Source organism: Rhodopseudomonas sp. P2A-2r, assembly GCF_026015985.1.
In the GTDB taxonomy this organism is placed as follows: domain Bacteria; phylum Pseudomonadota; class Alphaproteobacteria; order Rhizobiales; family Xanthobacteraceae; genus Tardiphaga.
Genome location: NZ_CP110389.1, coordinates 2,785,803 through 2,797,763, shown reverse-complemented (window position 1 = coordinate 2,797,763; position 11,961 = coordinate 2,785,803). Strand labels below are relative to the sequence as shown.

The following is an 11,961-nucleotide window of genomic DNA, read 5'->3' as shown; positions in this document are numbered from 1 at the left end:
GTCCAACAGTGATTAAAGTGTTGCGCGGACCCGTCGGGGCGACGGGCATCCTAAAATTTCCGTTGCACGGAAGGATAGGATCGCGCCTTCGATCGATGCGCTATGCCCTGCACCAGGTCGAATAGTACCTATCGCCGAAGGATGGTAGCGGTCGCCGATCCACTTGCGATCAGACGACCCAATGCGACGTATGCGATGGCCCTGCGGAAGACGACGGCGTCGAGGATGATCGCTACGACGGCGCGGAGATCCGACGGTCGTCCCAGGGAGAATCGGGGGCGCGACTCGCGCAAGTCGCGGCGAACGAACGGCCGGGCTCACCGACACGGGAGCGCAATGCAAATCCGTGATTAGACAGCGCAGCCGCTTTGGCATGTTGCGCGGCTACGTTGCTCGGGCCGAATCAATTCAAGCCGTGTCAATGCAGCCGGAACACGCCGTCGATGGCACGGAGTTCAGCGGGCTTGATCAGCTTGGAATGCGCCACGGTGACCGAAAACAGCGGCCCCTCCAATTTCTCTTCCCAAAACGCCAGAAAATCCTTCAGCGCCGGAAACTTGGGAAACAGGTCGTAGTTCTGCCAGAGATAGGTTTGCAGCAGTGAGGGGTGGTCCGGCATCCGATACAGGATCTGCGCCGTGGTCAGTCCGTAGCCCAGCACCTGCTTCCTGAAGTCCTCGGAAACTGCACTTCTCGCAACCATGTCAAACCTCCATGGACAGAGCGCATTCGGCACAAGTGGCTTACGGTCGATGTCGAATTCGCTCTTCGCTCCTATGACCGCGCTGCCTGCCGCGAACCGGATTCCACTTCGCCATGACAGTGCGATGCATGAAATGTGACGCAATTAACCACGTCATCTCAAGCCTAAAAGTTTAACAATCCATTGAAATTGCGAGCGTTAGCAGCGACTTACCGCGACTGCTAACAGCACCCGCTACCGCCGTTAAGGATGCCGCGGCAAATTGGCAGCCGTCATATTTGAGTGCCAAAATTTTTGCTAGAAGGGCTTGTCCAGCCGGAACCACGGGCCTATGTCCAGACCGGCAACGCTGGCACTCGCTGGCGCTGACTGCTAAATTCAAGATTTGGCAAACATCTTCAGAAACTTAGGAGGACTGCATGAAATTCCGTCCGCTTCACGATCGCGTTGTGGTCAAGCGTATCGACGCCGAAGAGAAGTCTGCTGGCGGCATTATCATCCCGGACAGTGCCAAGGAAAAGCCCTCCCAGGGCGAAATCGTCTCTGTCGGTCCCGGCGGCCGTGACGAAGCTGGCAAGCTGATCCCGATCGACCTCAAGGTCGGCGAGCGCGTGCTGTTCGGCAAGTGGTCGGGCACCGAAGTCAAGATCGACGGCCAGGAGCTGCTGATCATGAAGGAGAGCGACATCATGGGTGTCCTCACCGATATCGCTGCCGCTCCCGCCAAGAAGAAGGTCGCTTAGTAAGCGCCTCTCCCGCAACCCTTCAATCATTCAGGAAGCAAACATGTCAGCCAAAGAAGTGAAATTCGGCGTTGATGCCCGCGACAAGATGCTGCGCGGCGTCGACATTCTCGCCAACGCCGTCAAGGTGACGCTCGGCCCCAAGGGTCGCAACGTCGTGCTCGACAAGTCGTTCGGCGCGCCCCGCATCACCAAGGACGGCGTCACCGTCGCCAAGGAAATCGAGCTCGACGACAAGTTCGAGAACATGGGCGCCCAGATGGTCCGTGAAGTGGCCTCGAAGTCGGCAGATCTCGCCGGCGACGGCACCACCACCGCGACCGTGCTGGCCCAGGCCATCGTCCGTGAAGGCGCCAAATCGGTTGCCGCCGGCATGAACCCGATGGATCTGAAGCGCGGCATCGACCTGGCTGTGGAAGCCGTGGTCGCCGACCTCGTCAAGAACTCCAAGAAGGTCACCTCGAACGAAGAGATCGCCCAGGTCGGCACCATCTCCGCCAACGGCGACAGCGAAATCGGCAAGTTCCTCGCCGATGCCATGAAGAAGGTAGGCAACGAGGGCGTCATCACGGTTGAAGAAGCCAAGTCGCTCGAGACCGAACTCGACGTCGTCGAAGGCATGCAGTTCGACCGCGGCTACATCTCCCCCTACTTCGTCACCAACGCTGACAAGATGCGCGTCGAGTTCGACGATGCGTACATCCTGATCAACGAGAAGAAGCTCTCCAACCTCAACGAGATGCTGCCGCTGCTCGAAGCCGTCGTGCAGACCGGCAAGCCGCTCGTCATCGTCGCGGAAGACGTCGAAGGCGAAGCGCTCGCCACCCTCGTCGTCAACCGTCTGCGTGGCGGCCTCAAGGTTGCCGCTGTGAAGGCTCCGGGCTTCGGCGATCGTCGCAAGGCCATGCTGCAGGACATCGCGATCCTGACCGGCGGCCAGGCGATCTCGGAAGATCTCGGCATCAAGATGGAGAACGTCACGCTCGCCATGCTCGGTCGCGCCAAGAAGGTGATGATCGACAAGGAGAACACCACCATCGTCAACGGCGCTGGCAAGAAGGCGGACATCGAAGCCCGCGTCGGCCAGATCAAGGCGCAGATCGAAGAGACCACTTCGGACTACGACCGTGAGAAGCTGCAGGAGCGTCTCGCCAAGCTGGCTGGCGGCGTTGCCGTCATCCGCGTCGGCGGCGCGACCGAAGTCGAAGTCAAGGAGCGCAAGGACCGCGTTGACGACGCCATGCATGCAACCCGCGCCGCTGTCGAAGAAGGCATCGTCCCGGGCGGCGGCGTCGCCCTGCTGCGCGCTTCCGAGCAGCTGAAGAAGATCAAGACCGCGAACGACGACCAGAAGACCGGCGTTGAAATCGTGCGTCGCGCTCTCTCGGCTCCGGCCCGCCAGATCGCGCTGAACGCAGGCGAGGACGGCTCCGTCATCGTCGGCAAGGTCCTGGAAAACCCGTCGTATGCCTTCGGCTTCGACTCGCAGACCGGCACCTACGGCGATCTCGTCAAGAAGGGCATCATCGACCCGACCAAGGTGGTCCGTGCCGCGATCCAGAACGCAGCTTCGGTTGCTGGCCTGCTGATCACCACGGAAGCCATGGTGGCCGAGCTGCCGAAGAAGGGTGGCGCTGCCGGTGGCATGCCCCCGGGCGGCGGCATGGGCGGCATGGACTTCTAAGGTCCAAGCCAACCAAGCTTATTACAAACTCGGAGGGCGCAGTGAGAACTGCGCCCTTTGTTATTCCAGGGCACCAAGGTCACAAAATTGATGGAGGCAATTTTGCGCCAAACCCCTCGGATCCGGACTTCAGTAGGCACAATATTCATAAATGGCTCGAAAAATTCGGGTCTTTACGAATAAGAGCAATAGTTCGTCAGCGGTAGCTCAGGGGAGAAACAGCTTTCTTGCATTCACACCATCTGCAATTGTGAGCGCTGGTGTGCACGCCTCATCCAAAGATACAGCAGCAACACCGGCAGAACCTTGATCAAATGCGGCTTGTAGAGACTGGCCGCTCGCGATCGCTCCGTAGAATTTTATCGCAAATGCGACTGCCGCGGTGTCGGAGACGGAATCTTCCATGACTATGATGGCTTTTGCGACGCCGAGCAAAGCCCTGCGCGCGCCGGCGCTTTTGCAAGCGTTGAGAACGATAACGTCCGGCGGATGATCCACAGCCTTACGCACCCATCCCGGCGAAGTGTTGCGCGAGGAATACCTCGTCCCGCTGGGGCTGTCGGCACGGGCGCTGGCGAAGGCGCTCGACGTTCCCGCCAATCGCCTGAGCGAGATCGCGCGCGGCGCGCGCGACGTCAGTGCCGACACCGCGATCCGGCTGGGGTGCTATTTCGGGACCGATCCGCGGTTCTGGCTGAGCCTGCAGATCGCACATGACCTCTCCAAGGCGGAGATGACCAACAACTACAAGAAGATCGTTCCGCGCCCCGCGACGTGATCGCGGCCGACAATTGCGCGACGAACGCAGCGTCCGCCGGGAGCCTCGCGCGGATAACGGCTCTGCGTCACGTGGGCTTCGGATCCGATCGCCATCGGTTGACGATCCACAGCGCGGCCCACGCGCCGAACAAGGTGGCGAGCATGCCGCCGGCGAGTGCGGCGGACATGGCAAGACCGCCCGTGCGTGCCAGCGACCCGTTCACGTCCATGATCGCGCCGATCAGCATCACCACGACCAGCCCGCCGAACTGGGCGCCCACAAGCGCACCGATGAAGGTGACAACGACGTTGACGATCCAGCCGAGCACGCCGCGTTGCTTCGTCCATGCCTCGTGAAGGCCAACCGCCAGCGCAGCGACCAGAAAACAGAGGCCGATCGTCAGCGACCCACCGACGCTCGCCAGCGGAATAGCACCCGTCGATTGAAGCAGCAGAATGGCGGTCACGGCAGCCAGCGCGATGTACAACATGACGATCTCCTCGACGTTTTGTCATCGGCTTGTGGAGCGGGGTTCAACGGTTGAAAACGGCGGAATGGACCGCCAGACCCGCCTATTTGCACCGCTCCGGGCCTCAGCCTTAGTTTCGACCTGTTGCATTCAGTATTCATTCAACGCATGTCTTCCAGACTAGAGACACGATTCCAGAACGCGCGGAGCCGCCATGACGTGGATGCTGAAATTCCTTGCTGTCCTGCTGGCTTGCATCGTGGCCTCGGAAAGCCCGTCGCGGGCCGCGCCCGCCGAACGGCGCATCGCGCTGGTGATCGGCAACGCCAACTACCAGGCCGGGGCGCTGCCGACGCCGGCCAACGACGCCGGCCTGATCGCGCAGACCCTGCAGGCCGCCGGCTTCGACGTCACCGGCGCCCGCGATCTCGACCAGGACACGCTGCGCCGCACCTTCCGGGAATTCCTCGACAAGGCCGCCTCGGCCGGCCCCGACGCCGTCGCCTTCGTCTATCTCGGCGGCTACGGCCTGCAGCTCGAAGGCGAGAATTACTTCGCGCCGATCGACGCCAAGATCACCCGTGACGTCAATGTCTCCGTGGAAGCCGTCCGCCTGTCTGACTATACGGCGCCGCTGGCGGCGCTGAAGCTGAAGGCCAGCATGGTTGTGCTCGATCTGGCGCGCGCCAATCCCTTTGCCAGGACCGGCAATCCGCTGTCCGGCGGACTGGCGCTGGTCGATCCCGAGCCGGGCATGCTGGTGGCGTTCAACGCCGCACCCGGCACCGTGGCGCCCGACGAGGCCGGCCCCTATTCGGCCTATGCACAGGCGCTCGCCGAGATGATGCGCGAAGGCGGCCTGAGCAGCGACGACCTGTTCAGCCGCATCCGGCTGCGCGTCAACGAGACGACCAAGGGCGCGCAGGTGCCATGGAACGTGTCGAAGCTGCAGGCGCCGTTCACCTTCTTCGAACGCGCCCCCGACGCGCCGCCGCCGACGGTGTCGCGCGAGCAGGCCGCGGCGATGCGCTCCCGCCCGGTACGCGATTTCGATGCCAAGGAAGCCTATCTCGCCGCGGTCGATCGCGACACGCTGGAGGACTACGAAGCCTTTCTCGACGCCTATCCCCGCGATCCGATGGCGCGGCGCGTGCGCGCCATCGTCGCCGCGCGCCGCGAGGCGATCACTTGGCGCCGCACCCGCAACGTCAACACGCCGCCGGCCTACTGGTCGTATCTGCGGCGCTACCCGCGCGGCGCGCATTCCGACGACGCGCGGCGCCGGCTGAGCTATCTCTCGGCTGCCTACGATCCGCCGCCCAGCTTCACCGTGATGGCCTACGACATTCCGCCACCGCCGCCGGAAGAAGTGATCTACATCCAGCGGCCGGTGCTGATGTTCGACGATCCGGATTTCGATTTTGCGCCGCCCCCGCCGCCGCCGGTCTTCTTCCTGCCGCGGCGCCCGGTCTATTTCGACGATCTGCCGCCGCCGCCGCCTCCGGTCTATGCCTATGTCCTGCCGGTGCCGAACTATCAGCCGGTGCCGGTGTGGGTCCGGCCGCCGCGCGACGTGGCGCCGCCGCCGAGCAACATCATCTACAACAACATCCACAACACCGTGGTGATCAACAACACCACCAATGCGGTGACGATCACCAATCCCGCGGGACAGGCGCAGGTCCTGCCACCGCCGGCAGCCCCGGTGGCGGCGGCGCCCGCACAGGCGCCCGCACAGGCCGGATCGCCGGCATCGCCGCCGGTGGCGGCCAGCGCGATCGCGGCGGGTGCTGCCGGTGTCGGCGCCGCGGCCTTGCTCGCGCCGTCGCTGCCGCCGTCGGTCGCGACCAAGGCGGCGCTGGCCCCCAGTCCCCCGCCCGCCCAGCTGTTCAAACCGGCGCTGGCGGCAAAGCCGGCACCGTCCCAGGCGCAGACGACCCCGCCGCCCGGCGGTCCCGGCGCACCGACGCCGGACGGCAAGCCCGCGCCCGGCGCTTTGCCGCCCACGGGTGCCAAAATGGGACCGGCCGGCACAACGCCGCTATCCGGTGCCAATCCGGCGACCCCGCCCGGCGCGCCGGTCGTGCCCCTGCCAATGGCAAGCCGGCAGCGCAGACCTTGCCGGGTGCCAATGGCCAGCCACTTCCGCCGGTCCCGGGCGCGCCCGGTGCAACGCCGGCCGGCGCGAAAGCCAACCCGGCGGGTGGACCGCCGCCGGCGAATCCGGCGACGCCGAATGGCAAAGCCTCCGGCACCGCCCTGCCCGGCGCCAACGGACAGCCACTGCCGCCCGTCCCCGGCGCAGCGCCGGCGGGCGCACGCCCCGGACAGGGTGGACCGTCGCCGGCAACGCCGCCCGGCGCGAACGCATCGGGCTCCGCACCGCCCGCTGCCAACGGACAGCCTCGCCCGGCAGCCGGGACGCCTGCCGCGACGCCCAATGCCGCAAAGCCGGGATCGGCCTTGCCTGGCGCCAACGGCCAACCGCTGCCGCCCTTGCCCGGTTCGCCGCCGACACCGGCTGCACCGGCTGGCGGCGCAAGACCCGAACAGGCCGGAGCGCCGTCACCTGCAACGCCGCCGCCGCATGCGAACGCGCCCGGCTCCACGCCGCCGGCCGCCAACGGCCAGCCCCGCCCGACCCCGGGACGCCTACCGCAGCGCCCAATGGCGCAAAACCGGGATCGGCCTTGCCTGGCGCCAACGGCCACCCGCTGCCGCCCTTGCCCGGTTCGCCCCCGACACCGGCAGCCCCGTCGGCCGCCCCCAAATCGACCCCGCCTGCGGCGCCGCCACCTCCACCGGCAGCCGCCCGGCCGTCGACGCCGCCACCCGCAGCGGCCCGTCCAGCCGCGCCGCCGCCACCGCCTGCTGCGGCGCGCCCAACACCGCCGCCTCCTCCGGCCGCGGCGCGTCCGGCAGCACCACCATCGCCTCCTCCCTCTGCAGCGCGACCGTCAGCACCGCCACCGCCTGTGGTGCGGCCACCGCCGCCAGCGCCCCCGGTTGCGCGGCCTTCGCCGCCACCGCCTCCCGTGGCACGACCAGCGCCGCCTCCGCCGCCACCACCTCCCGTGGCGCGACCGGCACCGCCTCCACCGCCACCGCCTCCCGTGGCACGGCCGGCACCGCCACCTCCGCCGCCACCTCCCGTGGCACGGCCGGCACCGCCACCGCCTCCGCCGCCTCCTGCGGCGCGGCCGGCACCGCCACCTGCGCCTCCGCCGGCAGCGGCCCGTCCGGCTGCCCCCGCGGGGAAGCCTTGCACGCTGCCCGACGGCAAGCCCTGCCCGCCTCCGCGGTGAGCCGCGGCGGGGCCGATCGGAGGCCCCCGCAGGGGCCTCCGAATGCGGCGCGATCGACAAAGAAAACCCCGGCAGCGATGCCGGGGTTTTGTTTGTTAGGGCCTGATCACCGAAACGCTATCCGCTTCGCTGCTGCCGCTACGCCCGAGCTACGAGCCGCCGACAAGCTCGACCAGATGCGCACGCGAGGGCGACGGCTCGAACCGGTCGGCAAAATATTGCGTTTCGTGGGCCACCAGCCCGTCGCGGAATTCCATGATGCTCACCGCATAGGTCGGAATGCCGTCATAGGTCAGCACGAACTCGGTGACCCACAGATCGCCGCTACCAATCATGCTCCGGACCGCAAAGCGCTTCTTGTTCGGCTGGACGAACCGGCTCTCCTGAATGTTGCGCCGGCCGCGAATCCGCTCGCGGGACTCCGGATAATCCAGCACGGCATCGTCGCGGTAGATGTCATGTTCGGCTGTGAAATCGCCGGCATCCGACGCATCCCAATGGCGCTGCGGCGAAGCCCTTATGGTTGCACCATCCATGTCAACCTCCGCCTGCGCCCTAGCCGCTCGGCTTCTCGTCGGCATATTTCAGGATCGTCTTCAGCAGCCCGGGAAACCGTGCGTTGATATCCTCCTCGCGCACGATGTTGCGATGCTCGACGCCCTTCTTGGCAGTCTGGACCAGACCGGCGTCGCGCAAGACGCGAAAATGGTTGGACAGTGTCGACTTGGCAATGTCCGGGCACGGCGACGCCTCGATGCAGGACATGCAGTCGCCCTTTCCGATCAGGCCCCGCACGATCTGCAGCCGGATCGGATCGGCGAGTGCCGAGAGAACGCCGGCCAGCGTGATGTCCTGCCGCGCGGGGTGAACGAAGGGAGCCATGATAAAGATATAGGCGCCCCCTTGATCCGGTTCAATACTTCCATACTTCGGTATTTCTGAACTATTAAACAAGGAACAGGACCATGACCAAGACTTTCGCAGGCAAGGTCGCGCTGGTGACCGGCGCCTCCAAGGGCATCGGCGCCGAGATCGCCATTCAGCTCGCCGCCGCCGGTGCGGCCGTGGCTGTCAATTACGCCTCCAGCAAACAAGGTGCCGACGCCATCGTCGCGAAGATCACGGCCCAGGGTGGCAAGGCCGTCGCCGTGCACGGCAATCTCGCCGATCCCAAGGGAGCCACCGCGGTGGTCGCCGAGACCGTCAAGGCGCTCGGACCGATCGACATCCTCGTCAACAATGCCGGCATCTACGCCTTTGCCCCGCTCGACGGCATCACGCCAGAGCACTTCCACACGCACTTCGACCTGAACGTACTCGGCCTGCTGCTCGTGTCGCAGGAAGCGGTGCGGCATTTCAATCCTGCCGGCGGCAGCATCGTCAACATCTCCTCGGGCGTGTCGACGATCACGCCGCCGAATTCGGCAGTCTACACGGCGACAAAGGCGTCCGTCGACGCCATCACCTCCGTACTGGCCAAGGAACTCGCGCCCAGGAAGATCCGCGTCAACGCCGTCAATCCCGGCATGATTGCCACCGAGGGCGTCGTCTCGGCGGGTATCGCCGAAGGCGACATGCGCGGCTGGATCGAATCCGTCACGCCGATGGGCCGCATCGGCAAGGTTGAGGAAATCGCCTCGGCTGTCGTTTTCCTGGCGTCGGACGCTGCATCCTACGTCACAGGCGAAACGCTGCATGTGACAGGTGGATTGAAGTAGCTATCCCCGAACGATAGCGCCGCAGCGATCGCCCTTCGACCCGTCAGGCACACATGCCATGCCAACACGAAAAACCCGGCCGCATCGCTGCGGCCGGGTAAAGCTTGCCTGAAAAGGGCTTGCTAAAAATCAGTACTTGGCGACGACCGGGCTGTTGAAGTGATAGTTGACGCCGCCCTTGACGGTGTGGGTCGTCAGGCCGAGGTCGGTGAAGCCGGTGGTGGCATCGCCGTAACGGGCATTGCCGTAGTCGGCGTACATGTATTCGCCCTTCAGCGACCAGTTCGATGCGAACATGTATTCGACACCGCCACCGACGGTCCAGCCCGAATGGGTCTTGCTCTCGGACACCGTCGCGACGTTCGGCACAGTAAGCGACACCTGGTTGTTGGCCCAGGCATAGCCGCCCTTGGCGTAGAACAGCGCGGCGCCGGCGGTGACACCGGCTCGACCGGTGACGCTGCCGAAGGCACGGACCTTGTCCTCGAAGGTCAGATTCGGCAGCAGGGCTTCACGATACTTGATCGCGCTGCCGGCGGCGTCGACTTCGATGCCCCACAGCCACATGCTGCCGGGAGTCTGCCAGTTGTAGCCGATGGTGCCGCCGCCGAAGCCGCCGTTGATCTCGTTGCTGCTCACGGCGAAGCCGTCGAGACGCACGCGCTGCGACCAGCCGTAGCCGCCCATCACGCCGGCGTAGAAGCCGGACCAGTTATAGCCCACAGCCGCCGGAGCCGGTGCCTTGGTGTAGGAACGCGCGGCCAGATCGGCGGCCGATGCCGCATTCACCGCTCCCAGAGCAACGATCGCGGCGGTAGCAAAGAAAGCTTCTTCATCGGAATCCCCAGTGATTAACTGCGGTGATCACTAGGTGAGTTGCCGCCAAGGAGGCAATGCGCTGCGCGCGCAATGACTTGACCGAGCGTCTCAGCCTCTCGCGCGTGGCCGATCCGCCACATCCGAATGGCCTGACAAGACGCCGGCCGGAACGTCCGGCAGAGCGGATCGCCACGCAACCTGTCCATCAGACCAACGCACCCGCAACCGATGTCGGTTCCCGTTGCCGCGCCATCACCACAGTTCCTTCATTTTGGAATCAGGCGCGGAACACCACGATGGGATGGCAGTTGATTGCCCACTATCAGCACCCAAGGAGAACGTTCTTGAAGAAAATTGCTTTTGGATTTGCCGCCGCTGTCGCACTCGGCCTCGCCTCGTTCAGCGTACCGGCATCGGCCGCAGCGCCGGTTCAGGCCGGGATCGCCTCGACCAGCACCGATATCTCCGCCGCGCGCTATGTGGTTCGCCGCAAGGTGGTTCGCCGCGGCCCGGTGTGCACCGTGCGAACGGTGGTGCGGCGCGGGCCGATGGGCCGCCGCGTCGTCACCAAGACCCGCGTCTGCCGCTAACAGACAAGCACTGACAACGGAAAGCCCGGCAGCGATGCCGGGTTTTTTGCTGCCGTCTCAGTCGAGTTTGACGCCGGCTTCGGTCACCACCTTGCCCCAGCGCGCGACTTCGCTCGACGCCAGTTTGGCGAAGGCTGCGCCGGACACGTCGGGCACGTCGGAGCCGTTGCGCGCCCAGGCTTCCTTGATCGCAGTCGTCTGCAACGCGGTGCGCAATTCCTTCGCCATCCGGTCAACAATGTCTTGCGGCGTGCCCTTCGGCGCAAACAAGCCGTACCAGGTCGCCACTTCGTAGCCCGGCAGGCCGGCTTCGGCGGCGGTGGGAATATCGGGGAATGCCGCCACCCGCTGCGGCGCGGCGATCGCCAGCGCGCGCAATTGGCCGCTCTTGATCTGCGGCGCCGACGAACCGAGCCCGTCGAACACGACCGGGACGTGGCCTGCGATCAGATCCTGCATCGCCGGCCCGGCGCCACGATACGGCACATGCAGCAACCTGGTGCCCGTCATGGATTTGAACAGCTCGCCGGCCAGATGATGGGTGGTGCCGGCGCCGGCGGAGCCGTAATTGACCTTGTCGGGATTGGCCTTGAGATAGGCGATGAACTCGCCGAGCGTCGTGGCGGCCACCTTGTCGGGATTGACCACCACCACCTGCGGCGGCCGCGCGATCAGCGCCACCGGAATGAAGTCCTTCTCGATGTCGTAGTCGAGCTTGGGGTACAGCGCCGGCGCGATGGCGTGATGAGCGGCGCCCATGAAGAACGTATAGCCGTCCGGCGCAGCCTTGGCGGCCAGCGAGGCTCCCACCGTCCCGCCGGCGCCGGCGCGGTTCTCGATCAGCACGCGCTTGCCGAGTTGGGCGTCGAGCTGCTGTGCCAGCGGCCGCGCGAAGGCGTCGGTGCCGCCGCCCGCGGCGAACGGCACGATGAAGGTGATCGGTTTGTCGGGCCATGCCGGAGTCTGCGCCCCTGCGGCCCCGGCCGAAAGGGCGAACGCAGCGAGCGTGGCAGCGCGAATGATGTTGAAAGTCACGGTGTCCCCTCCCCAATCCAGCAAGGCAGATCCGCTCGATGAGCGTCGCCCCTTATGACCGCATCACGCCGGATGGTTGATCCGGCGCATCGCGGTACAATTTATAAGGGATTGAGACAGGATGTAGTGCGTACA

General features: G+C 65.4%; 12 protein-coding genes and 1 pseudogene. 6 read left to right on the top strand and 7 right to left on the bottom strand.

All coding sequences use genetic code 11. The features are described 5' to 3' along the window. Positions 1-418: 418 nt before the first annotated feature. Complete coding sequence (locus tag ONR75_RS13170) at positions 419-703, bottom strand: usg protein (RefSeq protein WP_265082989.1); 285 nt, start codon at positions 701-703, stop codon at positions 419-421. Positions 704-1,122: 419 nt separating this feature from the next. Here ONR75_RS13170 and ONR75_RS13165 point away from each other — a divergent pair, with 419 nt between their 5' ends. Both ONR75_RS13165 and groL read left to right on the top strand, forming a co-directional pair. Further along, the gene (locus ONR75_RS13165; RefSeq protein ID WP_265082988.1) at positions 1,123-1,446 is read left to right on the top strand and encodes a co-chaperone GroES; all 324 of its coding nucleotides are present in this window, start codon (positions 1,123-1,125) and stop codon (positions 1,444-1,446) included. A gap of 43 nt (positions 1,447-1,489) precedes the next feature. Further along, positions 1,490-3,130 carry a chaperonin GroEL gene (gene groL / locus ONR75_RS13160; protein ID WP_265082987.1) on the top strand — a complete coding sequence of 547 codons (1,641 nt, stop codon included), beginning with the start codon at positions 1,490-1,492 and terminating at the stop codon, positions 3,128-3,130. A 207-nt stretch (positions 3,131-3,337) separates the two neighbouring features. On the opposite strand, the gene ONR75_RS13155 is transcribed toward groL, so the two are convergent. Continuing rightward, positions 3,338-3,628 carry a CHAT domain-containing protein gene (locus ONR75_RS13155; protein WP_265082986.1) on the bottom strand — a complete coding sequence of 97 codons (291 nt, stop codon included), beginning with the start codon at positions 3,626-3,628 and terminating at the stop codon, positions 3,338-3,340. A gap of 28 nt (positions 3,629-3,656) precedes the next feature. On the opposite strand from ONR75_RS13155, the gene ONR75_RS13150 reads away from it, so the two are divergent. After that, entirely contained in the window at positions 3,657-3,908 is a 252-nt protein-coding gene (locus ONR75_RS13150) for a HigA family addiction module antitoxin (RefSeq protein ID WP_320109725.1), read from the top strand. A 67-nt stretch (positions 3,909-3,975) separates the two neighbouring features. Here ONR75_RS13150 and ONR75_RS13145 read toward each other — a convergent pair whose 3' ends face one another. After that, positions 3,976-4,380, bottom strand: coding sequence for a hypothetical protein (locus ONR75_RS13145; RefSeq protein ID WP_265082984.1), 405 nt, complete (start codon positions 4,378-4,380; stop codon positions 3,976-3,978). A 193-nt stretch (positions 4,381-4,573) separates the two neighbouring features. Here ONR75_RS13145 and ONR75_RS13140 point away from each other — a divergent pair. Next, positions 4,574-5,260: pseudogene (locus ONR75_RS13140) on the top strand (caspase family protein); the annotation flags it as partial. A gap of 2,553 nt (positions 5,261-7,813) precedes the next feature. Here the strand turns inward: ONR75_RS13140 and ONR75_RS13130 are convergent. Together ONR75_RS13130 and ONR75_RS13125 are read right to left on the bottom strand one after the other, a co-directional pair. Beyond that, positions 7,814-8,200 carry a nuclear transport factor 2 family protein gene (locus ONR75_RS13130; RefSeq protein WP_265083643.1) on the bottom strand — a complete coding sequence of 129 codons (387 nt, stop codon included), beginning with the start codon at positions 8,198-8,200 and terminating at the stop codon, positions 7,814-7,816. A gap of 19 nt (positions 8,201-8,219) precedes the next feature. After that, positions 8,220-8,546, bottom strand: coding sequence for an ArsR/SmtB family transcription factor (locus tag ONR75_RS13125; RefSeq protein WP_265082983.1), 327 nt, complete (start codon positions 8,544-8,546; stop codon positions 8,220-8,222). An 83-nt stretch (positions 8,547-8,629) separates the two neighbouring features. Here ONR75_RS13125 and ONR75_RS13120 point away from each other — a divergent pair, with 83 nt between their 5' ends. Continuing rightward, positions 8,630-9,382: an SDR family NAD(P)-dependent oxidoreductase gene (locus ONR75_RS13120; RefSeq protein ID WP_265082982.1), complete on the top strand. Its 753-nt coding sequence runs from the start codon at positions 8,630-8,632 to the stop codon at positions 9,380-9,382. Positions 9,383-9,511: 129 nt separating this feature from the next. Here ONR75_RS13120 and ONR75_RS13115 read toward each other — a convergent pair whose 3' ends face one another. Next, positions 9,512-10,171: an outer membrane protein gene (locus ONR75_RS13115; protein ID WP_265082981.1), complete on the bottom strand. Its 660-nt coding sequence runs from the start codon at positions 10,169-10,171 to the stop codon at positions 9,512-9,514. Positions 10,172-10,545: 374 nt separating this feature from the next. Between ONR75_RS13115 and ONR75_RS13110 the strand changes: the two genes are divergently transcribed. Further along, positions 10,546-10,791, top strand: coding sequence for a hypothetical protein (locus ONR75_RS13110; RefSeq protein WP_265082980.1), 246 nt, complete (start codon positions 10,546-10,548; stop codon positions 10,789-10,791). A 57-nt stretch (positions 10,792-10,848) separates the two neighbouring features. Here ONR75_RS13110 and ONR75_RS13105 read toward each other — a convergent pair whose 3' ends face one another. Beyond that, positions 10,849-11,826: a Bug family tripartite tricarboxylate transporter substrate binding protein gene (locus ONR75_RS13105; RefSeq protein WP_265082979.1), complete on the bottom strand. Its 978-nt coding sequence runs from the start codon at positions 11,824-11,826 to the stop codon at positions 10,849-10,851. Positions 11,827-11,961 lie beyond the last annotated feature (135 nt).